Origin of the sequence: Cellulomonas endometrii, from assembly GCF_949769265.1 — a bacterium.
In the GTDB taxonomy this organism is placed as follows: Bacteria; Actinomycetota; Actinomycetes; order Actinomycetales; family Cellulomonadaceae; genus Cellulomonas; species Cellulomonas endometrii.
This window is the reverse complement of the sequence record NZ_CATKPC010000003.1, coordinates 271,421-294,064: the sequence shown is the minus strand read 5'-3', so window position 1 is coordinate 294,064 and position 22,644 is coordinate 271,421. Positions and strand designations below refer to the sequence as shown.

The following is a 22,644-nucleotide window of genomic DNA, read 5'->3' as shown; positions in this document are numbered from 1 at the left end:
GCTAGGAGCGGTCGCCGACAGCGGCGCGAGACCCCTCGTGCCCGGCCCCGCCGCCGACGGGCGCGTCCCCCGCGGGGGCCGCGGCGCGCAGCCACGACAGGTCCCCGGCGTCCGTGTTCGTGGCGACGACGTCCGGCCGGGCGGGCCCGTACCGCACGACCGACACCGAGGCCGGGCCCGCGCTGAGTCGCTGGAACAGGTCCAGGTGCATCCCGAGGGCGTCCGCGAGCACGGCCTTGACGATGTCCCCGTGGGTGACCGCGGCCCACACCGCCCCCGGCCCGTGCTCGGCCTCGACCGCGGCGTCGAGCTCCCGGACGGCCGCCACGGCGCGGGCCTGCATCGCGGCGAGCGACTCGCCGCCCGGGAAGACCGCCGCGCTCGGCTGCGTCTGCACCGTCGCCCACAGCGGCTCGGCGGCCAGGTCACGCAGCGTCCGGCCCTGCCACGCGCCGTAGTCGCACTCGGTGAGCCGGTCGTCCACCGGGGTCCGCGGGGCGGCGTCCTGCCGCTCGACGATCGCCTGCGCGGTCTCGCGGCAGCGCTCGAGCGGGCTGCTGACCACGGCGACCAGCGGGACGACGGCGAGCCGCTGGGCGGTCCGCGCCGCCTGATCGCGCCCGGTCGCGTCGAGCAGGACCCCGGGGGTGCGCCCCGCCAGGACGCCGTCGGCGTTCGCGGTGGTGCGGCCGTGGCGGACGAGGAGGACGGTGGCCATGCGCGCAGCCTAGGCACGGCGAGGGGGCCGCGTGGGCTACCGTCGGCCGGTGCGGACGGCGGGAGTGGTCGGCGGCGGTCCTGCGGGGCTGGTCGCCGCGGAGGTGCTGGCCCGGTCGGGCGTGGCCGTCACGGTCTACGACCGGATGCCGTCGGTCAGCCGCAAGCTGCTGCTCGCCGGGCACGGCGGCCTCAACATCACGCACTCCGAGGACCGGGAGCGGATGCTCGCCCGCTACGGCGCCTCGGCCGACCGCCTGGCCCCGATGATCGACGCGTTCACCCCCGCGGACCTGCGCGCGTGGTGCGCGGACCTGGGGGAGCCGACGTTCGTCGGGTCGAGCGGACGCGTCTTCCCGCAGTCGTTCCGGGCGACGCCGCTGGTCCGCGCCTGGCTGACCCGGCTCGACGAGCTCGGGGTGCGCCTCGAGAAGCGGCAGCGCTGGACCGGCTGGACCGCCGACGGCGCGGGCCTGCGGCTGACGGCCGTCGGTGGCCCCACCGACGGCACCGAGCGGGAGGCGCGGCACGACGCCGTGCTGTTCGCGCTCGGCGGCGCGTCGTGGCCGCGGCTCGGTGCCGACGGCAGCTGGATCGACGCGTTCGCCGGCCGCGGGGTGGCGGTCGCGCCGCTGCGGGCCGCCAACGTCGGGATGCGCGTCGGCTGGACCCCCGGGTTCGCCGACCGGTTCCAGGGCGTGCCGCTCAAGAGCGTCGCCCTGACCGTCCGCGGGCAGGGCGCGGCGCCGGTCCGCGGGGACGCGATGGTGACCCGGACCGGCATCGAGGGCGGCCCGGTCTACGCGAGCGGTGCCGCGGTCCGCGCCGCGCTCGACGCCGACGGCCGGTGCGTCCTGGAGGTGGACCTGCGCCCCGACCTGAGCGCCGCCCGGCTGGCCGAGCGGCTGGCGCGTCGCCGGCCCCGGGACTCCCGGTCGAGCTGGCTGCAGCGGTCGATCGGCCTGGACCGAGTCGCGATCGCCCTGCTGCGCGAGGCGACCGGCAACGCGGTGCCCGACGACCCCGCCGCCGTGGCGGCGCTGGTGAAGGCGGTGCCCGTGGTGGTCACCGCGACGATGCCCATCGACAAGGCGATCTCCAGCGCGGGCGGCATCCGCTGGTCCGAGGTCGACGACGCGCTGATGCTGCGGGCGCTGCCCGGAACGTTCGTCGCGGGGGAGATGCTCGACTGGGAGGCGCCGACCGGCGGGTACCTGCTGCAGGCGTCCTTCAGCACGGGTGTCGCCGCGGCGCACGGGATGCTCGCGTGGCTCGGCCGAGCGGGGGAGCGGATGACGGGAATCGAACCCGCGTAGCCAGTTTGGAAGACTGGGGCTCTACCATTGAGCTACATCCGCGCAGGCCCGCCAGGACGAGCCGCCGGACCAGGGTACCGGGTCCTGCACCGGACCCCGCGCACTAGACTCGCCCCCGCAACGGGATGTGGCGCAGGTTGGTAGCGCGTCCGCTTTGGGAGCGGAAGGTCGTCGGTTCGAATCCGTCCATCCCGACTCCGCTTCTCCCGTCCGAGGACCGCGCGCATGCCCGTCGACGCCGCCGAGCTCCGCCCCGTCCTCCGTCTGCTCGCCGACCTGGTGCCCGGCCTGGCCCCCGACACCTGGGCGCCGTCCGTGCAGGGCGCGGTCGGCCACGTGGTCGGTGCGTCCGGCCCGGCCGGCGACCGCTACGTGCTCAAGCTGCTCCCGCCGGCCGTCGCGGACCGGCTGCCGGCAGAGGTCGCGGCGCTGGGGCTGCTCGCCGGCGTCCCCGAGGTCCCCGTCCCGGCGGTCGTCGCGCACGGCAGCGCACCGGGCGGCGGCGGGTACCTGCTCATGACCCGACTCGACGGCGTCCGGTGGGCCGATCGCCGGGCCCGGCTGGACGCGACGACGACCTCCGACCTCACCGCCGAGGTCGGGCGGGCGCTGCGGCGGGTGCACGGCGTCCCGGGTCCCTGGTTCGGGGACCTGACCGGCGAGGGCCCGGGGTGGCCGACCGCCTGGGACCGGGTGCAGGCCCGCACCGGCGAGCTGCTGGCCGAGCACCGCCGGGTCGGTGGCGCGGCGGACCTCGGGGACCGGGTCCGGGTGCTGGTGCACGACCACCGCCACGCGTTCCGGGCGTGCGAGGCGCCGGTGCTGTGCCACGGCGACCTGGTCGACGGGAACGTGCTCGTGTCCGACGACGACGCCGCGCGGCTGTCCGGCGTCGTCGACCTGGAGCGGGCGGGGTGGGACGACCCGATGGCGGACCTCGCGCTGACGCTGTCGCACGTGCGCCAGCACGTCCCGGGGGACGCGGAGGTGCTCGTCGCGGGGTACGGGGCCCTGGGGCCGGACGAGCAGGCGCGCCTGGGCGTGCACGAGGTGCTGCACCTCGTCGCCGAGAGGTCCTGGGTGGCGCACGACCGGCCGTCGGGCTGGGGCGAGTCGGTCGAGCGGCTCGACGGGCTGGTGCGCGCGCGGGTGTGAGCGGCGCGCCGGTGTGGTGTGATGGGTAGACGAGATCGTCTACCTGAGGAGCCCGCCATGGCACGCGCAGAGCCCGGCACCCCCGAGGGGCCCGAGGGGCGGCCGGTACGCAGCCCCCAGCGGACGGCCGGCCGGATCGCACTCGGCGCCGTGCTGGTGTTCGCGGGCACCAGCCACCTGACCTTCGCGCGCGAGGAGTTCCAGGCGCAGGTGCCGGGGTGGGTGCCGGTGGACGAGGACGCGGTGGTGCTCGGCTCGGGCGTCGTCGAGATCGCGCTGGGCACGGCCCTCGCGGCCGCCCCGCGGCGGTACCGGACGGCGGTCGGCTGGCTCGCCGCGGCGTTCTTCGTCGCGATCTTCCCCGGCAACGTCTCGCAGTACGTCACGCGCACCGACGCCTTCGGGCTGGACTCGGACGCCAAGCGGCTGGCCCGGCTGCCGTTCCAGGCGCTCCTCGTGGCGTGGTCGCTGTGGTCGACCGGCGCGTGGTGCGCCTGGCGCCGCCGCCGCTGACGGGAGCGCGCCCGGCGCCGCCGTCCGCCGAGGTCGTCACACCGTCACGAGGTCGTCCCGCAGACCTGACGACCTCGTGCACGACTGACGACCTCGGCCGGGGTGGGCGACCCGCGCCGGCCGTCCGGTTTCGCGGCGGCGTGCGCCCGTGGCGTACGATCGTCCGGCCGGTGCGCGCGTCCAGTCATGCCCGCACGCGCCGAAGCGTGCCGCCCACGGGGGAGCGAGGATCCGCCTCGCCGGTGCGCCCGAGCTCCCCACGCCGGACCCCCGGCGCAGACCGTCCGAGCAGTTGGAGACCACTGAAGTGAAGAGCGCCGTCGAGACCCTGGAGCCCACCAAGGTCAGGCTGACCGTCGAGGTTCCGTACGACGAGCTCAAGCCGAGCATCGATCACGCCTACGCGCACATCGCGGAGCAGGTGACGATCCCCGGCTTCCGCAAGGGCAAGGTCCCGCCGCGGATCATCGACCAGCGCGTCGGCCGCCCCGCGGTGATGGAGCACGCCGTCAACGAGGGCCTGTCCGGCTTCTACGCCGAGGCCGTCCGCGAGAACAAGCTGCGCCCGCTCGGCCAGCCCGAGGTCGACGTCACCAAGGTCCCCGGCCTGGTGGCGGGCGACACGGACGGCGACCTGGTCTTCACGGCCGAGGTCGAGGTCCGCCCCGAGATCGAGGTCCCCGCGCTGGACGGCCTGTCCGTCACGGTCGAGGGCCCCGAGGTCACGGACGAGGACGTGCAGGGCCGCCTGGACGCGCTGCGCGAGCGCTTCGGCACCCTGGTCGGCGTCGACCGCCCGGCGGCCGAGAAGGACTTCGCCGTGATCGACCTGGTCGCGAAGATCGCCGACGAGGAGGTCGACACCGTCTCCGGCGTCTCCTACCAGATCGGCTCGGGCAACATGCTCGAGGGCCTGGACGAGGCGCTGACCGGCCTGTCGGCCGGCGAGACCACGACCTTCGAGACGACCCTGGTCGGCGGCGACCACGCCGGCGAGGTCGCGCAGGTCACGGTGACCGCGAGCTCCGTCAAGGAGCGCGAGCTGCCCGAGGCCGACGACGACTTCGCCCAGATGGCCTCGGAGTTCGACACGATCGACGAGCTGATGGCGGACCTGCGCGAGCAGGCGTCGAAGATCAAGGCGCAGAACCAGGCCGTCCAGGCCCGCGACGTCCTGCTGGAGCAGCTGCTCGAGCAGGTCGAGATCCCGGTCCCGCAGGGCGCCGTCGAGGCCGAGGTGCACCGCCACCTCGAGTCCGAGGGCCGCCTGGAGGACGACGTGCACCGCGCCGAGGTCGCCGAGCAGGCCACCACCGCGCTGCGCAACCAGATCCTCCTGGACACCCTGGCCGAGAACCTCGAGGTCAAGGTCAACCAGGGCGAGCTCGTCGACTACCTGGTGAGCGCGTCGCGCCAGTACGGCATGGACCCGAACACCTTCATCCAGACCATCGACCAGCAGGGCCAGATCCCGGCCATGGTGGCGGAGGTCGCGCGCTCGAAGGCGCTGGCCGTCGCGCTGCGCCGCGTGGCCGTCGTCGACGGTGCCGGTGCCCCGGTGGACCTGTCCGAGTTCATCGGCACCGACGAGGAGGACGCCGCGCAGTCGGCCCTCGAGGACGCCGTGCAGACGGCCGCGGCCGACGGTGCCGACGCCGAGGAGCCCACGGAGGCCGCCGAGGCCCCCGAGGCGACCGAGGACGACGCCAAGGCCTGACCCGCTCGACGAGGGCCCCGCACCGCGCGCCGGTGCGGGGCCCCCGTGCATCCCGGCGGCGCCGCGCGGCGCCCGCCCCCGTGCGCCGACAGCGAAACGGGCGCGGGGCGGGACGAACCGCAGGTGGGCCGGGCGTTAGGGTCGCTGCAACAGCACGGCCCGCCCCGGGGTCACCGGCGCGGGCAGAGCACAAGCCTGACGAGGGAGCCTTCGTGAACGACCAGACGCCGGCCATCGCCCGGGCAGAGTCCGGCGGACTCGGCCTCAACGACAGCATCTACAACCGGCTCCTGCGGGAGCGCATCATCTGGCTGGGGTCGGAGGTCCGGGACGAGAACGCCAACGCCATCTGCGCGCAGATGATGCTGCTGGCCGCCGAGGACCCGGACAAGGACATCTTCCTGTACATCAACTCGCCCGGCGGCTCCATCACCGCGGGCATGGCGATCTACGACACGATGCAGTTCATCCAGCCGGACGTCGCCACCGTGGCGATGGGCATGGCGGCGTCGATGGGGCAGTTCCTGCTCTCCTCGGGCGCCAAGGGCAAGCGCTACGCGACCCCGCACGCCCGCGTGATGATGCACCAGCCGTCCGGCGGCATCGGCGGCACCGCCACCGACGTGCGGATCAACGCCCAGCTCATCCTGCACATGAAGACCGTGCTGGCGGGCCTGATCGCCGAGCAGACCGGCAAGTCGGTGGAGCAGATCACCGCCGACTCGGACCGCGACCGCTGGTTCACCGCCCCCGAGGCGCTGGAGTACGGGTTCGTCGACAAGGTCGTGACCCACGCCGGTGCCGTGACCGGCGACGGCGGCATGCAGGCCGGCTGAGCCGCGCCGTCCGCCCCACGACACCCGAGACCTGAAGGAGAGCTCAGTGAGCACCGAGTCGCAGTTCATCGCCCGGGCCGGGCGCCTCGCCGGCGGCTGGGGCGCAGCAACCCCGGCGCCGAGCGCCCGGTACGTGCTGCCCCAGTTCGAGGAGCGCACGGCCTACGGCTTCAAGCGGCAGGACCCGTACACCAAGCTGTTCGAGGACCGCATCATCTTCCTCGGCGTGCAGGTGGACGACGCCTCCGCGGACGACATCATGGCCCAGCTGCTGGTCCTGGAGTCGACCGACCCCGACGGCGTCATCACGCTGTACATCAACTCGCCCGGTGGCTCGTTCACCGCGCTGACCGCGATCTACGACACGATGCAGTACATCAAGCCGCAGATCCAGACGGTGTGCCTGGGCCAGGCGGCCTCGGCCGCGGCGGTCCTGCTGGCCGCCGGCACCCCGGGCAAGCGCCTGGCGCTGCCGAACGCCCGCGTGCTGATCCACCAGCCCGCGATGGAGGGCGGCGGCTACGCGCAGGCGTCCGACATCGAGATCCACGCGAACGAGCTGATCCGGATGCGTGAGTGGCTCGAGGAAACCCTCGCGCACCACACCGGCCAGCCGATCGACAGGGTGCGGCAGGACATCGAGCGCGACAAGATCCTCACCGCGGCGCAGGCGCACGAGTACGGTCTGGTGGACCAGGTGCTCGCCAGCCGCAAGGGTGTCGTCGCCACGACCGTCGAGCCGTCGGCCTGACACCCGTCCCGGGGCCCGCTGCCGCCGTGCAGCGGGCCCGGGGAACGGCCCGTCCGGACGACACGCCCGGCTCCGGGGCGTGGAGGGGCGACACCGCGCCCGGCGTGGTGTGCAATGGACCGATGGGCGGCCGGCTCCGGCCGGACCGCCCGAGCTGAGGACTCAGCGACGACGCGACCGCCGACGGTCGCACCGAGGGAAGGGGACGCACGTGGCTCGCATCGGGGACGGCGCGGACCTTCTCAAGTGCTCGTTCTGCGGCAAGTCGCAGAAGCAGGTCAAGAAGCTCATCGCGGGGCCAGGGGTCTACATCTGCGACGAGTGCATCGAGCTGTGCAACGAGATCATGGAGGAGGAGCGCGCGGAGGCCACCGAGATCGGCATGGTGGAGCTGCCCAAGCCGAAGGAGATCTTCGCGTTCCTCGAGCAGTACATCGTCGGGCAGGAGCCCGCGAAGCGGTCGCTCGCCGTGGCGGTCTACAACCACTACAAGCGCATCCAGGCGGGTGAGGCGACCCCGACGGTCGGCGCCGACCGGTCCGAGGACGCCGTCGAGATCGCGAAGTCCAACATCCTGCTGATCGGCCCCACGGGCTGCGGCAAGACGTACCTCGCGCAGACGCTGGCGAAGATGCTCAACGTCCCGTTCGCCATCGCGGACGCCACGGCCCTCACCGAGGCCGGCTACGTGGGCGAGGACGTCGAGAACATCCTGCTCAAGCTCATCCAGGCCGCCGACTTCGACGTGAAGAAGGCCGAGACCGGGATCATCTACATCGACGAGATCGACAAGATCGCCCGCAAGAGCGAGAACCCGTCGATCACGCGCGACGTGTCCGGCGAGGGCGTGCAGCAGGCGCTGCTGAAGATCCTCGAGGGCACCACGGCGTCGGTGCCGCCGCAGGGCGGGCGCAAGCACCCGCACCAGGAGTTCATCCAGATCGACACGACGAACGTGCTGTTCATCGTCGCGGGCGCGTTCGCGGGCCTGGACGAGATCATCACCTCGCGCGCCGGCCGCCGGGGCATCGGCTTCGGCGCCCCGCTGCACACCGCGGACGACCGCGACGTGTACGGCGACGTCATGCCGGAGGACCTGCTGAAGTTCGGGCTCATCCCGGAGTTCATCGGCCGCGTGCCGGTCATCACGACCGTGTCCCCGCTGGACCAGTCGGCGCTCGTGCGGATCCTCACCGAGCCCCGCAACGCCCTGGTCAAGCAGTACCAGCGCATGTTCGAGATCGACGGCGTCGAGCTGGAGTTCACGGACGACGCGGTCGAGGCCATCGCGGACCAGGCGCTGCTGCGCGGCACCGGTGCCCGCGGCCTGCGGGCCATCATGGAGGAGGTCCTCCAGCAGGTGATGTTCGAGGTGCCGAGCCGCGACGACGTCGAGAAGGTCGTCGTCAACCGGGGCGTCGTGCTCGAGAACGTCAACCCGACCCTGGTGCCGCGGCAGGCGCCGGCGAAGCGCACGCCGCGCGAGAAGAGCGCCTGAGCGGCACTCGCGGCCCCTACGATCGGGGGCGTGACGACACCGCCCGACCCCGCCTCGACGCCCGCGCCCTCGACGGCGGCCGCACCGACGCCCCCGCCGGAGCTCGCGCGCCTGCGCGGCAGCATCGACAACATCGACGCGGCGCTGATCCACCTGCTCGCGGAGCGGTTCAAGGCGACGCAGCAGGTCGGGGTGCTCAAGGCGCGCCTCGGCCTGCCGGCGTCCGACCCGGGGCGTGAGGCGCAGCAGGTCGCCCGCCTGCGGGACCTGGCGCACCAGGCGGACCTGGACCCGGTGTTCGCGGAGAAGTTCCTCGCGTTCATCGTGGAGGAGGTCATCCGGCACCACGAGGCCATCGCCGCGGGGCCCGACGGGCAGAGCGGCGCCACCGCCGGCTGAACCGGCGCGCGTCACCCTCCGGGGTGGCGCGGGAGGCCGTGCTGTCAGAGGGTGGGAGGGGTCAGGACCGGTCGGCCGGCGTGGCCCGAGGGCGTGCGCCGGCGTGGCCGACAAGCGCACCCCTCGGAGGTCGCCTCGTGGAACTGCACTGGCTCAAGCCCCTGCTCGGACGTCCCGCCCCCTTCATCACGGTCCACCTCGACGCCACCCGCGCGGACGCGTCCGGCGACGAGGAGGTGGCCGGTCGCTGGCGGTCGTTGCGCCGGGAGCTGGAGCGCTCGGGTGCGCAGCAGGGGGTACTCGACGAGATCGAGCAGCGCGTCACGCGCCCGACCGGCGTGGCCGGCCCGCACGGCCGGGTCGTGGTCGCCGACGCCGGGGGCGTGGTGGTCGACCGGGTGCTGAAGGAGCCGCCCGCGCAGTCCACCGCCGAGCTCGGCGACGTGCCGAACCTGATGCCGGCGGTGCGCGTGTCGGACCAGGCCACGCGGTTCCTGCTCGTGGAGATCGACCGGCAGGGCGCGGACTTCACGTGGTCGGACGGCTCGGGCCTGCGGGACGCCGAGAAGGAGACGGTCGAGGGCGACCACGACGTCCTCCGCAAGGTCAAGGAGACCGGCGACGGCTGGCGGAGCCGGCGGGTGCAGATGCGCGCGGAGGACTCCTGGGAGCGGAACGCGGAGACCGTCGCGGCGGACCTGGACCGGCAGGTCATCGCGCGCAAGCCGGAGGTCGTGCTCGTCACGGGGGACGTGCGGGCGGTGCCGCTGCTGTGCCACGCCGTCGGCGCCCGCACGAAGGACCTGATCGTCGAGGTGCCGGGCGGCTCGCGCGCCGACGGCGTCAACCAGGAGGTCTTCCACCAGCGGGTCGTCGAGGCGCTGGAGGCGTTCCGGCAGCGCCGTCGCGAGGGCGTGCTGGAGGCGTACCGCGGGGAGCTGGGCCGGGGGGCCGCGGCCGTCACGTCGGTGGACGACGTCGTCACGGTGCTCCAGCGGGGGCAGGTGCGCGAGCTCGTGCTGCACGAGGACGTGACGCTGCCGGGGTCGCCGCTCGCGGACCGGCGGCTGTGGGTCGGCCCGGAGCCGCTGCAGATCGCGAGCAGCGAGGCCGACCTCGCCGGGATCGGCGTCACCGAGGGCGCCCGCCAGATGCCGGCGGACGTGGCGCTGCTGCGCGCCGCGCTCGGCCAGGACGCCGGCCTCACCATCGCCCCGGACGGGCAGGTCGAGGTGGTCGACGGCATCGGCGCCCTGCTGCGCTGGAACGACGGGTCGACGCCGAGCGAGGCCCTGCCGACGCAGTCCGCGGACCAGGGGCGCCTGCACGACGTGGTCTGACCCCGCACGCGCCGCAGGGGGCGCCTCCGCACGTGCGTGCGGGGGCGCCCCCTGCGGCGTTCGCCCGAGGCGGCCTCAGGCCGCGGCGGTCGTCCAGTCGCCGTCGGCGGTCACGACGACGACCGTCGGGCCCGCGCTCACCGGGACGGTGCCCGTGTACGGGCCGATCTCGTTCACGAGCAGGCCGGCCGAGAACAGGTCGCCCGTCATCTCGTAGACGACGAAGTTCATCTGGCCGGCGTGGGTCAGCGCGAGGTTCGCCGCCGGCCCCTCGTACAGGAACAGGCCGTCCCCGTGGCCCGCGGCCGGCAGCGCCGGGGCGGAGGCGATCGGCGAGATCGTCAGCGTCCACGCGCCGTCGGCCTGCACCTGGATCGCCTTCGGCTCCGCGTAGGCGGTCATGCCGAGGCCGGTCGTGCCGTCGTACGCGCCGATCGTGTTGACCAGGAGCTCGGTGGGGGCGTTGTCGACGTCGAGCACCGTGAGCACGAAGTTCGCCTGGCCCTGGTGGGTGGCGTGCACGGCGCCGTAGACCACGCCCTCCGGCAGCGTGATGACGGTGTCGCCGGTGCCGGACTGCGAGACGACGTCGAAGGTGCCGAAGCCCGCGTCCGCCCACTGCGCGGCGGTGGCCGGCGCGTCCGCCGCCGGCTCGTCGGCCACGACCTCGTCGGCGGGAGCGGCCTCGTCGACGGACTCCTGCAGGTCCACGACGGCCTGGTCGGCGGCCTCGTCCAGCGCGGCCGACGTGCCCACGGCGAACAGGGCGCCGCTGACGATGTTGCCGATGATGCCGAGCACCACGAGGGCGCCGGTGACGATCCAGGCGAGCTTCTTGTGCTGGTCGTAGCCCGCGAGCCGCCGGCCCTGCTTGTCCTTCTGCGCGCCGGTGAGGACCAGGATCAGGTCGACGAGCGACCACACGCCGAGGCCGCCGATCGTCAGCAGCTTCGCGATGCCCGTGCCGATCTTGCCGAGGTAGAAGCGGTCGACGCCCAGCGTGCCGACGAACGCCGACAGGAGCCAGGTCGCGACGAACGACTTGTCGGACTCCTGGCCGGCGGCCCAGGGCGCCTGACCGGGCACGGGCGGCGCGTAGCCGTAGGCGGGCTGCTGCGGCACGGCGCCGTAGCCCTCGGGCGCGGGCGGCGGGACGGGGGAGGGCTGCTGCGGGTAGGACACCGGTGGCTCCGAGGGTCGGATCGACGCGCGAGGCCGCTCGCCTCGCGCGCGCCGAACCTATGAGCGGGCTGTGCGCGGCGTCCCGGGAACTCGGGGTGAAAGGCCGCGCGAACGGGTGAACCGGACGAGCGTCGGCCCGGGTCAGCCCAGCAGCGTCGAGCCGATGAACCCGTCCACGAGCGTCCCGTCGTCCGCGACCCGCGGGACGCCGGGCGGGACCGCGAACTGGGCCGACGCCGTGTGCTGGACGTACTCGGACATGAGGTCCTGCGCGGCGAGCGCCTGCTGGACGGGCACGAACTGCTCCCGCGGGTCGCGGGTGAACGCGATGAAGTACAGCCCGGCGTCGAGCCGCCCCAGGGCGTCGTTCCCGTCGGTGAACGTGTACCCGCGGCGCAGCATCCGGGCGCCGCCGTGCGCGGTCGGGTGCGCGAGGCGCACGTGGGAGGCCGTGTCGATCAGGGGGGACCCGTCCGACCCGGTGCGGTCGAAGTCCGGCTCGGTGTGCTCCTCGCCGCCGGACAGCGGCGCGCCGACGCCCTTGGTCCGCCCGATCACGCGCTCCTGCTCGCGCAGCGACGAGCGGTCCCAGGTCTCGATCGTCATCCGGATGCGGCGCCCCGTGAGGTAGGTCCCGCCGACCATCCACGACGAGTCCGTGCCCGCCGCGGCGTCGGCGCGGGCGTCGGCGTCCTGCACCCACACGTGCTGCTCGAGGGCGGCGGACTCCTCGGCCATGATGTTCGCGGTGCCGTCCTTGAAGCCGAACAGGTTGCGCGGGGTGGCCTGGGCCGTGGAGGTCGACGACGTCCGGCCGTAGCCGAGCTGCGCCCACCGGATCCGGGCTGTGCCGAACGCCGCCCGGGACAGGTTCCGCACCGCGTGGAACGCCACCTGGGCGTCGTCGCTGCACGCCTGCACCACCAGGTCGCCGTCGCTGCGGGCGGGGTCCAGGTCGTCCCCGGGGAAGTGCGGCAGCGGCGCCAGGGCCCCGGGCAGCCGGCCGGCGAGCCCGAACGGGTCCGACTCCCCGTCGGCGCCGACGAACAGCGACCGCCCGAACCCGAAGGTGAGCGTCAGCCCGGCCGGCGGCAGGTCCGCGGCCTCGCCCGTGTCGTCCGGCGGCGCGTCGTAGCTGCCGCGGTCGAAGCCGACCGGCCCGGCGCCGAGGCCCCGGGTCAGCCGCGCCGCCGTCGTCGTCCAGGTGCGCAGCAGGTCGACCAGCGCAGAGCGGTCGGTGGTGGTGAGGTCGAACGCGGCCAGGTACAGCCGGTCCTGCGCCGGGGTGACGACCCCGGCCTGGTGCGCGCCCGTGAACGGGTACGTGCGGGCCTCGGCGGCCGCCGCGGCGTCGGGCGCGGTGGCCCGCCCGGCGAACGCCCCGGCGCCCGCGGCGGCCGCCACGCCGGCGACGGCACCGCCGCCCCGGAGCAGCGCGCGGCGGCTGATGCCGCGGCCGCGCGGCTCCGGGGCGGTGGCGGACTCGTCCTCAGGCGGCATCGGTCACCGTCGCGGTGAGCCGGGACAGCGGCTCGCTCACGGCGTCCACCGCGGCGGCGAGCTCGGCGACCTGGTCGGCGGTCAGGTCGGTGTAGGCGACGAAGCCGGTGTCGACGGAGCCGTGCTGGGCGAGCAGGGCGTCCAGGTCGGCGAACCGCTCGTCGAGGTCCGCGACCAGGTCCGGGTCCTGCTCCTGCGCGACGTCGCGCAGCACGCCGAGCGCGACCTCGGCGCCGTCGACGTTCGCGCGGAAGTCCCACAGGTCGGTGTGCGACCAGATCTCCTCCTCGCCGGTGACCTTGCCCGTGGCGACCTCGTCCAGCAGCTCCTTGGCGCCGTTGGAGATCTGGAACGCCTCGAAGGTGAAGTCGTCGGCGGTCACGCGTGACTCGAGCTCCGCGGTCAGCTCGACGAGGCGGTCGGCGGCGGCCCGGCGCTGCTCGGGCGTCAGGGGGACGTAGGTCTCGCCGCCGTTCGCGTCGGGGGCCGGCTGCCAGAGGTCCTTCTCGACGTAGTGCCAGCCGCTCCACTCGTCGCCCTCGGCGAGGTCGGCCTCGCGGGCGTCGAGCAGCGGGTCCAGGTCGCCGAACGACTCCGCGACCGGCTCGACCCGCTCCCAGTGCACGCGCACCGCGGCGTACAGCGAGCGCGCGGTGTCGTCGTCGCCCGCGGCGTACGCGTCGGCGAACTCCTGGGTGCCGGTGACGAGCGAGCCGACCTGGTCCTTCACGTACGCGACGTAGTCCGCCTCGGCGTCGGCGAGCTGGTCCGCGACGGCGCCCGTGGGCCCGACCTCGGCGCCCGAGTCCGTGACCGTGAACGCGGAGACGAGCCCGTCGCCGACCATCCCGGGCTTGCAGGCCGTGTAGTAGTCGCCAGGCGCGACCTGCACGACGAGGTCGCGGGTCAGGCCGGGGCCGATGTTCTCCACCTCGGACACCACGCGGAGCCGGTCGTCGGCCAGCAGGTAGAACTCGGTCACGTCGTCGCCGCTGTTCGTGACGGTGAAGGTGACGTTCCCGGACGGCGCCTCGGACGCCGAGACGTCGCAGGCGCTCGCCGAGGAGTCGACGGTGATGGCGTCCGCGGCGGCGGGCGCGTCGTTGTCGACGCACGCGGCCAGCGGCAGCGTCAGGGCCGCCAGCGCGGCGAGGGGCAGGGCACGGCGGGTGCGGGTCATGGGTTCTCTCCGGGGTCGGGGGTCGCGGGGCGACCGGGGCGCCGGGCGAGCGGCGGGGCTGGCGGTGCAGGGGCTGGTGGGTCCAGGTCCGGGGCGGGGTCCGGGACAGCGGCGCCGGGGGAGGCGGCGCGCGTCGTCAGGCCTGGGCGGGCGCGCGGGCCGCGCTGGGGCGTGCGGCCGGGCGGGACCCGGGGCCCCACACCTGGCGGACGTAGAGCACGCCGACGGCGACGAGGTAGACGGACCACGACACGACCTGCAGCCACGTCGGGGCCGGTGTGAAGGTGACGAGGCCGGCGAGCAGCGTGCCGAGCCAGCCGGACGGCGCGATGACGCCGGAGATGTCGTAGGCGACCGCACCGAGCCCGGGCAGGATGCCGGCCTCCTGCAGGTCGTGGACGCCGTACGCGACGACGCCGGCGGCCACCACGACGAGCAGGGCCCCGGTCCACGCGAAGAACCGGCGCAGGTTCAGCCGCACCGCGCCGCGGTACACGGCCCAGCCCAGCACCACCGCGACGGCGATCCCGATGAGCGCGCCCACGAGCGGCCCCATGACCGAGGTGGAGGTCTGCGCGCCGGCCCACAGGAACAGCGCGGTCTCCAGGCCCTCGCGGCCGACCGCGAGCAGCGCGACGACGAACACGGCGCGCGGCCCGGCGACGAACGCGGCGTCCAGGCGGCCCTCCAGGTCGGCCTTCATGTGCCGGGCCGTCCGGGCCATCCACAGGATCATCCAGGTGAGCAGCCCGGCGGCGACCAGCGACAGCGTGCCGCCGATGGCCTCCTGCGCCTCGAACGTCAGGCCCTTGGGGCCGAACGTGAGGACGGCGCCCGTGACCAGCGCGATGCCGATCGCCGTGGCGACGCCGGCCCACAGCGCGGGCACGAGGTCCCGGCGGCCGGAGCGGACCAGGTAGGCGAGCAGGATGCCGACGACCAGCGAGGCCTCGAGGCCCTCACGCAGGCCGATCAGGACGTTCGCGACCACAGGTTCCTCCGCCGGACGCGGCCACCCGCCGCAGGGCGTGAGGCAAGCCTTACCTCACGACGAGCGACTGTAGCGCACCCCGGCCGGGACGCCGCACACCGCGAGGTCAGGGGCCCGTCAGGCGTGGGCGGCGCCGCGGGTGTCGACGTAGAGCTCCTCGACGTCCGCGGCGAAGTCCTTGAGCACCAGCGCGCGCTTCACCTTCAGGGAGGGGGTCAGGTAGCCGTTGGCCTCGGTGAAGTCCTCGTCCAGGACGCGCACCTTGCGGATGGACTCCGCGCGGGAGACGGCCTCGTTGGCGCGCGCCGCGGCCCGGTCGAGCGCGGCCAGGACCTCGGGGTGCTTCCCGGCGGCGCGGACGTCCATCGGGGGCAGGCCGTGCATCGACAGCCAGCCGGGCAGCATGTCCGTGTCGAGGGTGACGAGCGCGCCGATGAACGGCCGGCCGTCCCCGACCACGACGACCTGGCTGACCAGCGGGTGCCCGCGGAACCGGTCCTCGAGCACGGCGGGTGCCACGTTCTTGCCGCCGGCGGTGACGATGAGCTCCTTCGCGCGGCCGGTCAGCCGCAGGTAGCCGTCGTCGTCCAGGGTGCCGATGTCGCCGGTCGCGAACCAGCCGTCGGCGTCCAGCACCTCGGCGGTCGCCCCGGGGTTGTCGTGGTACCCGCGGAACACGTGCGGGCCCGTGACGAAGACGTTGCCGTCGTCGTCGACCCGCAGCGTCCCGCCGGGGTAGGCGGGGCCGACGGTGCCGATCTTGATCAGCCCGGGGCGGTTCACGCTGGCCGGCGCGGTGGTCTCCGTCAGGCCGTAGCCCTCCAGGACGACGAGGCCGAGTCCGCGGAAGTAGTGCCCGAGCCGCTCGCCGAGCGGGGCGCCGCCCGACACCGCGTACCGCAGGCTGCCGCCCATCGCGTCGCGGAGCTTGCGCAGCACGAGCGCAGTCGCGAGGGCGTGCGCGGCCCGGAGCTGCGCCGACGGGCCCTCGGGGGTCTCCAGGGCGCGCGAGTACGTGATGGAGACCTTCGCGGCCCAGCGGAACAGCTTGAGCTTCGCGCCGTGGCCGGCCTTCTGCTCGGCGGAGTTGTAGACCTTCTCGAACACGCGGGGCACCGCGAGGATGTACGTCGGCTTGAACGACGCCAGGTCGGCGAGCAGGTTCCGGGTGTCGGGGGTGTGCCCGATGGGGGAGCCGGCGGCGATCGCGACCATCTGGATGAACCGCGCGAACACGTGCGCGAGCGGCATGAACAGCAGCGTCCGGGACCCGGGCGTGGCGCACACCTCGGCGAGCGAGGCGACGCCGTTGCGGGCGTTGTCCACGAAGTTGCCGTGGCTCAGCTCGACGCCCTTGGGCCGGCCGGTCGTGCCGGACGTGTAGATGATCGTCGCGAGGTCCCCGGCGGTCGCGAGGGACCGGCGGCGCTCGATCTCGGCCTCGTCGACGCCGGCACCGGCGGCGACCAGCCCCGCCAGGCCGCCCTCGTCGATGACGACGACCTCGCGCAGGGCGGGGACCGCCGCGCGCACGTGCGCGACGACGGCGGCGTGCGCGGCGGTCTCAACCACGACGAGCGAGGCGCCGGAGTTCGACAGGATCCACTCGACCTGCTCGGCGGACGAGGTCTCGTACACCGGCACCCCGACGCCGCCGGCGAACCACACGGCGAAGTCGGTCAGCGTCCACTCGTACCGGGTGCGGGACATGATCGCCACGCGGTCGCCGGGCTGCACGCCCTGCGCCACGAGGCCCTTCGCCAGCGCGGTGACCTCCCGGACGAACTCGCCGACGGTCACCGGCTGCCACGACCCGCCGAGGCCGGTCGACCGCTCGATCAGCACGCTCGACGGGTTCGCCGCGAGGCGCTGCAGGAGCAGCCCGGGGACGTTGAGCGTCGGGTCGTGCGGGACGGGCGTGTCGGCGCTGAACTCGCGCATGGGTGCTCCTGGTCGACGGGCGGTGGGCCACGGGCGCGCGCCGGGCGTCGTCTGCACCGGCGGAGCCGTCCGCCACTCTAACGGCAGGTGGCGGCCCCGTCCGGGACCGCGCGCAGCCGCACGCCCCCGCGCGCGACGGCTCAGGCGGCGCCGGTGTGCGTCGGGTCGAGCACCCGCTGCAGGAACGCCTGGGTGCGGGTCTCGCGCGGCGCGCCGATGACGGCGTCCGCGGGGCCCTGCTCGACGATCTGGCCCTCGTCCATGAAGACGACGCGGTCGCCGACCTCGCGGGCGAACGCCATCTCGTGCGTCACGACGATCATCGTCATGCCGCCGTCGGCCAGGTCCCGCATCACGCCGAGGACGTCGCCGACGAGCTCGGGGTCCAGCGCGGACGTCGGCTCGTCGAACAGCATGAGCTGCGGGTCCATCGACAGCGCGCGGGCGATGGCGACGCGCTGCTGCTGGCCGCCCGAGAGCTGGGCCGGCAGGGCGTCGCCGCGGTCGCCGAGGCCGACCCGCTCGAGGTTCGCGCGGGCGACCTGCTCCGCCTCCTCACGGGAGCGGCGCAGCACCTGGCGCTGGGCCACCGTGCAGTTGTCCAGCACGGTGCGGTGGCTGAACAGGTTGAACTGCTGGAACACCATGCCGACGTGGGTGCGCACCCGGTCGATGTCGACGTCCGGGTCCGTCACGTCGACGCCCAGGACGTCGATCCGGCCGGCCGTCGGCTGCTCCAGCAGGTTCACGCAGCGCAGCAGGGTCGACTTGCCGGACCCGGACGGGCCGATCACGCAGACGACCTCGCCGGCGTGCACGTCGAGGTCGATGCCGCGCAGGACCTCGCGCTCGCCGAACGACTTGCGCAGGCCGGAGACGCGGACGACGGGGGCGACGCCCGGGACGCCGGGGGAGGGGGGCGTGGTCATGAGCGGCTCCTCGCGCCGGTGCGCTTCTCCAGGTACCGGGCCAGCTGGCCGAGCGGGAGGGTGATGAGCAGGTAGCAGGCGCCGATGAGGAACAGCGGCGTCAGGCCGCCGGTGGCGCTGTTCAGCGCGTCGCGGCCGATCTTCGTGAGGTCGTACTGGCTCATCGTGAGGCCGAGCAGGAACACCAGCGAGGTGTCCTTGGTCAGCAGGATGAACTCGTTGGTCATCGGCGGCAGCACGATGCGGAACGCCTGCGGGACGACGACGGTGCGCAGCGTGCGGCCGTGGGACATGCCCAGCGATCGCGCCGCCTCGACCTGGCCGCGCGGCACGGCCTGCAGGCCCGCGCGCAGGGTCTCCGCGATGTACGCCGCGGAGACCAGGCCGAGCGCGAGCGCCGCCTTGGTCGTGACCGAGCCGATGTTCGCGCCGAACGCGATCGGCACCGCGTACCCGAAGGAGATGACCACCAGCAGCGCCGGGATGCCGCGGAAGAACTCGATGTAGACCACCGCGACCCACCGGTACAGCGCGACGGCCGACAGCCGCATGAGCGCGAGCACGGTGCCGAGCGACAGGCCCACCGCGAAACCGGCGAACGTGTACTTCAGGGTGTTGAGGAACGCCTGGGGCAGCTGCGGCGCGATGTCCTTCGCGGCCTCGACGTTGAAGAAGTTCGTGCCGACGTTCTCCCAGTCGACCACCGCCGCCAGGGCCGCGAGCACGACGACGACCAGCGCGTACTGGGCGACGCGGAAGACCTGGGCCCGGCGGCGCGGGCTCCACCGGCGCCGGGACGCGGGCATCGTCCCGGACGTCGGGGCGGAGGTCGTCGTCACGTCAGCTGTCCGACGGGCTCGGCTCGGCCGACGCCGACGCCGACGCCGACGCGGAGTCGGCCGGGGCCGTGCCGATGTGCTGGGTGTACAGCTCGTCGTACGTGCCGTCCTCGCGGATGCGCTCGAGCGTGGCGTTCACGGCGTCGAGCAGCGCGGTGTTGCCCTTCTTCACGCCGAGGCCGTACTGCTCGCCGGTGGAGAAGTTCGCGCCGATCTCGAAGCCCTCGGAGACGAACGGGCCGAGCACCGCGATGTCGTTGACGGCGGCGTCGACCTGGCCGGTCTTGAGCGCCTGGATCTGGAGGCCGAGGTCCTCGAACTGCACGGTCTGCAGGCCGTTCTCCTGCGCCCAGGTCTCACCGGTGGTGGCCTGCTGGACGCCGACGGTCTTGCCCTCGAGCGACTCGACGCTGTCCAGGTCCGAGCCCTCGGGGACGAGGAGGCCCTGGTCGGCGTCGAAGTACGGGTCGGAGAAGTCGATCTTCGCCTGGCGCTCCTCGGTGATGGTGATGCCCGAGGCGACGATGTCGCAGTTGTCGGTGTTCAGGTCCGCGCCGGACTGGATGCCCTCGAAGGGCGTGACCTTGGTGACGAGCTCGACGCCCAGGTCGTCCGCGACCTCGCGCACGATGTCGATGTCGAGGCCGACGACCTCGCCGTCCTCCTCGTACTCGAACGGCTCGTACGGCGGGTTGGTGCAGACGGTGAGCGATCCCTCGGTGACGAGCGCGACGCCGCCCTCGGTGCCCTCGCCGGAGCCGGCGTCGCCGCCGCAGGAGGCGAGCAGCAGGGACGCCGCGAGCGCGGCGGGCAGGACGGCGAGGTGGCGGGTGCGCATGGGGGAGAACTCCTCGTGGGGGAAGACCGGCTGCAAGACTATACAAGAGCGACGATACGTATGCATAACCGCGTCGTGGGACGAGGTTCCCAGCGTCCCACGGTTCACTCGCGGCGCCCGTCGGAGCGGGCGGGCGCACCGGTCGGCGCCGCCCGCCCGCCCGGAGGGCGGGCTCAGGCGGCGGGTGCGCTGGCCCCGCCGGCAGGAGCTGGGCGCCGGGCGCGCCCACCGCGGCGTCGGGGCCGTCCGCGCCCTCGACGACGTGGAGCGTGCCGGTCGCCCGGCCCGCCGCGCGGACGTCGCCCAGCGCGACCCGGACGCCCGGCAGCAGCGCGGCCGGCACCTCCAGGCGGGCGCTGAGGATCTCCGTGCGCATCGACACCTTCGCCTCGGACTTCACCTTGCGCAGGGCCGCCAGCGCGGCGCCCGCGGCCGCGACGACCGCCGGGTCACCGTCGCCCGCCGCCGCGCGCAGCGGCTCCGCGACCGGCCACGGCGCGCGGTGCACCGAGCCCTCGCGCCACCAGGACCAGACCTCCTCGGTGGCGAACGGCAGCACCGGGGCGAACAGCCGCAGCAGCACGTCGAGCGCGATGTTCAGCGCCGCGCGGGCCGAGGCCGTCTCGCCGGTGACGTCCGCGTCCGCGGCACCGGCCCCGTACGCGCGGTCCTTGACCAGCTCCAGGTAGTCGTCGCAGAACGTCCAGAAGAACGTCTCGGTGAGCTCCAGCGCGCGGGTGTGGTCGTACGCCTCCAGCGCCGCGGTGGCCCGGTCGACCACGTCGGCCAGGCCGGCGAGCATCGCCCGGTCGAGGGCCTCGGTCACCAGCGCCGGGTCGAGCGCGGAGCCGCCCTGCTGCGGGGAGCCGAACGACAGCGCGAACTTCGACGCGTTCAGCACCTTGATCGCCAGGCGGCGGCCGATCTTCATCTGGCCGACCTCGAACGCCGCGTCGGTGCCGAGCCGCGCGGAGGCCGCCCAGTACCGGACCGCGTCCGAGCCGTGCTCCTCCAGCAGCCCCATCGGCGTGACGACGTTGCCCTTGGACTTCGACATCTTCTTGCGGTCGGGGTCGAGGATCCACCCCGAGATCGCGGCGTCCTTCCAGGGCAGCGTGCCGTGCTCCAGGTGCGAGCGGACCACGGTCGAGAACAGCCAGGTCCGGATGATGTCCTGGCCCTGGGGGCGCAGGTCCATCGGGAACACCCGCTCGAACAGGTCGGGGTCGGACCGCCAGCCGCCCGCGATCTGCGGCGACAGGGACGACGTGGCCCAGGTGTCCATGATGTCGGGGTCGCCCACGAAGCCCCCGGCCACGCCCCGCTGCTCGGCGGTGAAGCCGGCCGGGACGTCGGAGGACGGGTCGACCGGCAGCTGGTCCTCGGTGGGGAGGATCGGGTGGTCGTGGTCGACCTCGCCCTCGGCGGTGACCGGGTACCAGACCGGGAACGGCACGCCGAAGAACCGCTGGCGCGACACCAGCCAGTCGCCGTTGAGGCCGCCGACCCAGTTCTCGTACCGCACGCGCATGAAGTCGGGGTGGAACCCGAGCTCCTTGCCGCGGGCGAGCAGGGCGGACCGCAGGTCCTCGTCGCGGCCGCCGTTGCGGATGTACCACTGGCGGGACGTGACGATCTCGAGCGGCTTGTCGCCCTTCTCGAAGAAGTTCGCCATGCGGTCGGTCTTCGTCGGCTCGCCGTCGAGGTCGCCGGTCTCGCGCAGCCCGGCCACGACGGCCTCGCGGGCGGAGAAGGTCGTCTTCCCGGCGACCTGCTCGTAGGTCGCGCGGCCCTCGGGCGCGGTGATCCACTCCGGGATCTCGCGCAGCAGGCGGCCGTCGCGGCCGATGACGGAGCGGGTCGGCAGCTGCAGCTCGCGCCACCACTGCACGTCGGTCAGGTCGCCGAAGGTGCAGCACATCGCGATGCCCGCGCCCTTGTCCGGCTCGGCGGCCGGGTGCGCGAGCACGGGCACCTCGACGCCGAACAGCGGGCTGGTCACGGTGGTGCCGAACAGGTGCTGGTAGCGCTCGTCGTCCGGGTGCGCGATCAGCGCGACGCAGGCGGGCAGCAGCTCCGGGCGGGTGGTCTCGATGTGCACCGGCTCGCCGCCCGCTCCGTGGAACGCGACGCGGTGGAACGCGCCGGGGTAGGGGCGCGCCTCCAGCTCGGCCTGGGCGACGGCGGTCTGGAACGTCACGTCCCACAGGCCCGGCGCCTCCGCCTGGTACGCCTCGCCGCGGGAGAGGTTCCGCAGGAACGCCTGCTGCGCGACGGCGCGGGCCTCGGCGGAGATGGTCTGGTACGTCATCGCCCAGTCGACGGACAGGCCGAGCCGGCGCCACAGCGCCTCGAACTGCTGCTCGTCCTCGACGGTGAGCCGCTCGCACAGCTCGACGAAGTTCCGGCGGCTGATCGGCACCTGGTCCGCGGCCTTGACGCTCTTGCCCTCGCCGCCGACGTGCGGCGGCTCGAAGTCCGGGTCGTAGGGCAGCGACGGGTCGCAGCGCACGCCGAAGTAGTTCTGCACGCGGCGCTCGGTCGGCAGGCCGTTGTCGTCCCACCCCATCGGGTAGAACACCTCGGCGCCGCGCATCCGGCGGTAGCGGGCGACGACGTCGGTGTGCGTGTAGGAGAAGACGTGCCCGACGTGCAGCGAGCCGGACACCGTGGGCGGCGGGGTGTCGATCGAGTACACCTGCTCGCGGGTCCGGCTGCGGTCGAAGGTGTACGTGCCCTGCTCGGTCCAGGCGGAGTCCCAGCGGGCCTCGACGCCGTCGAGCGACACCTTGTCCGGTACCTCGCGCGCCGCGCGTACGGCCGGCGCGGAGGCGGGCGTCGGGGCAGCGGACGGCTGGGACGAGGACAGGTCGGTCATGGTCAGACATCCTCCCAGAAAACGTGCGCTGCCCCGACGCGGGACCGCGGCGGGTGACGTGCGGGCGAACGGCGGACGGCGCGTCGGTGAACGGGCACGGCGCGCGGGCGCAGCGGCGACGTCC

18 protein-coding genes, 2 tRNA genes and 1 pseudogene are annotated in these 22,644 nt (G+C 74.1%); 10 read left to right on the top strand and 11 right to left on the bottom strand.

The window, feature by feature from the left end; translation table 11 throughout:
• Window position 1: 1 nt before the first annotated feature.
• Window positions 2-718, bottom strand: coding sequence for an MSMEG_4193 family putative phosphomutase (locus QNH85_RS05865; RefSeq protein ID WP_282945290.1), 717 nt, complete (start codon window positions 716-718; stop codon window positions 2-4).
• 49 nt (window positions 719-767) lie between these two features.
• On the opposite strand from QNH85_RS05865, the gene QNH85_RS05860 reads away from it, so the two are divergent.
• Window positions 768-2,033 (top strand): BaiN/RdsA family NAD(P)/FAD-dependent oxidoreductase, encoded by a 1,266-nt coding sequence (locus tag QNH85_RS05860; protein WP_282945289.1) that lies wholly within the window; start codon window positions 768-770, stop codon window positions 2,031-2,033.
• On the opposite strand, the gene QNH85_RS05855 is transcribed toward QNH85_RS05860, so the two are convergent.
• Window positions 2,005-2,075: transfer RNA gene (locus QNH85_RS05855), tRNA-Gly, on the bottom strand. The genes QNH85_RS05860 and QNH85_RS05855 overlap by 29 nt on opposite strands.
• Window positions 2,076-2,154: 79 nt before the next feature.
• On the opposite strand from QNH85_RS05855, the gene QNH85_RS05850 reads away from it, so the two are divergent.
• The 9 genes from QNH85_RS05850 to QNH85_RS05810 all read left to right on the top strand — a co-directional run bounded on the left by QNH85_RS05850 (window position 2,155) and on the right by QNH85_RS05810 (window position 10,242).
• Window positions 2,155-2,228: transfer RNA gene (locus QNH85_RS05850), tRNA-Pro, on the top strand.
• 30 nt (window positions 2,229-2,258) lie between these two features.
• Window positions 2,259-3,188: a phosphotransferase family protein gene (locus QNH85_RS05845; protein WP_282945288.1), complete on the top strand. Its 930-nt coding sequence runs from the start codon at window positions 2,259-2,261 to the stop codon at window positions 3,186-3,188.
• 57 nt (window positions 3,189-3,245) lie between these two features.
• Window positions 3,246-3,701 carry a DoxX family protein gene (locus QNH85_RS05840; RefSeq protein WP_282945287.1) on the top strand — a complete coding sequence of 152 codons (456 nt, stop codon included), beginning with the start codon at window positions 3,246-3,248 and terminating at the stop codon, window positions 3,699-3,701.
• 307 nt (window positions 3,702-4,008) lie between these two features.
• Entirely contained in the window at window positions 4,009-5,418 is a 1,410-nt protein-coding gene (gene tig / locus QNH85_RS05835; protein WP_282945311.1) for a trigger factor, read from the top strand.
• Between the two features lie 212 nt (window positions 5,419-5,630).
• Entirely contained in the window at window positions 5,631-6,254 is a 624-nt protein-coding gene (locus QNH85_RS05830; protein WP_213281848.1) for an ATP-dependent Clp protease proteolytic subunit, read from the top strand.
• A 46-nt stretch (window positions 6,255-6,300) separates the two neighbouring features.
• Complete coding sequence (locus QNH85_RS05825; RefSeq protein ID WP_282945286.1) at window positions 6,301-7,005, top strand: ATP-dependent Clp protease proteolytic subunit; 705 nt, start codon at window positions 6,301-6,303, stop codon at window positions 7,003-7,005.
• A gap of 211 nt (window positions 7,006-7,216) precedes the next feature.
• Window positions 7,217-8,503: an ATP-dependent Clp protease ATP-binding subunit ClpX gene (gene clpX, locus QNH85_RS05820; protein WP_213281849.1), complete on the top strand. Its 1,287-nt coding sequence runs from the start codon at window positions 7,217-7,219 to the stop codon at window positions 8,501-8,503.
• A 30-nt stretch (window positions 8,504-8,533) separates the two neighbouring features.
• Window positions 8,534-8,902 (top strand): chorismate mutase, encoded by a 369-nt coding sequence (locus QNH85_RS05815; protein ID WP_282945285.1) that lies wholly within the window; start codon window positions 8,534-8,536, stop codon window positions 8,900-8,902.
• A 137-nt stretch (window positions 8,903-9,039) separates the two neighbouring features.
• Window positions 9,040-10,242 carry a baeRF2 domain-containing protein gene (locus tag QNH85_RS05810; RefSeq protein WP_282945284.1) on the top strand — a complete coding sequence of 401 codons (1,203 nt, stop codon included), beginning with the start codon at window positions 9,040-9,042 and terminating at the stop codon, window positions 10,240-10,242.
• A gap of 75 nt (window positions 10,243-10,317) precedes the next feature.
• Here QNH85_RS05810 and QNH85_RS05805 read toward each other — a convergent pair whose 3' ends face one another.
• The 9 genes and pseudogenes from QNH85_RS05805 to valS form a co-directional block, all read right to left on the bottom strand.
• Window positions 10,318-11,424, bottom strand: a complete 1,107-nt coding sequence (locus QNH85_RS05805; RefSeq protein ID WP_282945283.1) for a TM2 domain-containing protein — start codon at window positions 11,422-11,424, stop codon at window positions 10,318-10,320.
• Window positions 11,425-11,565: 141 nt separating this feature from the next.
• Window positions 11,566-12,924 carry an iron uptake transporter deferrochelatase/peroxidase subunit gene (gene efeB / locus QNH85_RS05800; protein WP_282945282.1) on the bottom strand — a complete coding sequence of 453 codons (1,359 nt, stop codon included), beginning with the start codon at window positions 12,922-12,924 and terminating at the stop codon, window positions 11,566-11,568.
• Window positions 12,914-14,104, bottom strand: a complete 1,191-nt coding sequence (gene efeO, locus QNH85_RS05795) for an iron uptake system protein EfeO (RefSeq protein ID WP_282945281.1) — start codon at window positions 14,102-14,104, stop codon at window positions 12,914-12,916. Before efeO ends, efeB begins: the two co-directional genes overlap by 11 nt.
• 136 nt (window positions 14,105-14,240) lie before the next feature.
• On the bottom strand, window positions 14,241-15,095 hold the full coding sequence (gene efeU, locus QNH85_RS05790) for an iron uptake transporter permease EfeU (RefSeq protein ID WP_282945280.1): 855 nt from the start codon (window positions 15,093-15,095) through the stop codon (window positions 14,241-14,243).
• 117 nt (window positions 15,096-15,212) lie between these two features.
• Entirely contained in the window at window positions 15,213-17,036 is a 1,824-nt protein-coding gene (locus QNH85_RS05785) for an AMP-dependent synthetase/ligase (RefSeq protein WP_282945279.1), read from the bottom strand.
• Window positions 17,037-17,176: 140 nt separating this feature from the next.
• Window positions 17,177-17,965, bottom strand: coding sequence for an amino acid ABC transporter ATP-binding protein (locus QNH85_RS05780; RefSeq protein WP_282945278.1), 789 nt, complete (start codon window positions 17,963-17,965; stop codon window positions 17,177-17,179).
• Window positions 17,962-18,771, bottom strand: coding sequence for an amino acid ABC transporter permease (locus QNH85_RS05775; RefSeq protein WP_282945310.1), 810 nt, complete (start codon window positions 18,769-18,771; stop codon window positions 17,962-17,964). Before QNH85_RS05775 ends, QNH85_RS05780 begins: the two co-directional genes overlap by 4 nt.
• Before the next feature lie 34 nt (window positions 18,772-18,805).
• Window positions 18,806-19,642 carry a transporter substrate-binding domain-containing protein gene (locus tag QNH85_RS05770; protein WP_282945277.1) on the bottom strand — a complete coding sequence of 279 codons (837 nt, stop codon included), beginning with the start codon at window positions 19,640-19,642 and terminating at the stop codon, window positions 18,806-18,808.
• Window positions 19,643-19,865: 223 nt separating this feature from the next.
• Window positions 19,866-22,520, bottom strand: a pseudogene (gene valS, locus QNH85_RS05765) (valine--tRNA ligase); the annotation flags it as partial.
• Between the last annotated feature and the right edge of the window lie 124 nt (window positions 22,521-22,644).

Excerpts from the sequence above, each read along its gene's own strand:
- QNH85_RS05770 (WP_282945277.1), bottom strand. The coding sequence starts at position 19,642 with ATGCGCACCCGCCACCTCGCCGTCCTGCCCGCCGCGCTCGCGGCGTCC.
- QNH85_RS05775 (WP_282945310.1), bottom strand. The coding sequence starts at position 18,771 with ATGCCCGCGTCCCGGCGCCGGTGGAGCCCGCGCCGCCGGGCCCAGGTC.
- QNH85_RS05840 (WP_282945287.1), top strand. The coding sequence starts at position 3,246 with ATGGCACGCGCAGAGCCCGGCACCCCCGAGGGGCCCGAGGGGCGGCCG.
- QNH85_RS05785 (WP_282945279.1), bottom strand. The coding sequence starts at position 17,036 with ATGCGCGAGTTCAGCGCCGACACGCCCGTCCCGCACGACCCGACGCTC.
- efeB (WP_282945282.1), bottom strand. The coding sequence starts at position 12,924 with ATGCCGCCTGAGGACGAGTCCGCCACCGCCCCGGAGCCGCGCGGCCGC.
- QNH85_RS05780 (WP_282945278.1), bottom strand. The coding sequence starts at position 17,965 with ATGACCACGCCCCCCTCCCCCGGCGTCCCGGGCGTCGCCCCCGTCGTC.
- QNH85_RS05845 (WP_282945288.1), top strand. The coding sequence starts at position 2,259 with ATGCCCGTCGACGCCGCCGAGCTCCGCCCCGTCCTCCGTCTGCTCGCC.
- efeO (WP_282945281.1), bottom strand. The coding sequence starts at position 14,104 with ATGACCCGCACCCGCCGTGCCCTGCCCCTCGCCGCGCTGGCGGCCCTG.
- QNH85_RS05865 (WP_282945290.1), bottom strand. The coding sequence starts at position 718 with ATGGCCACCGTCCTCCTCGTCCGCCACGGCCGCACCACCGCGAACGCC.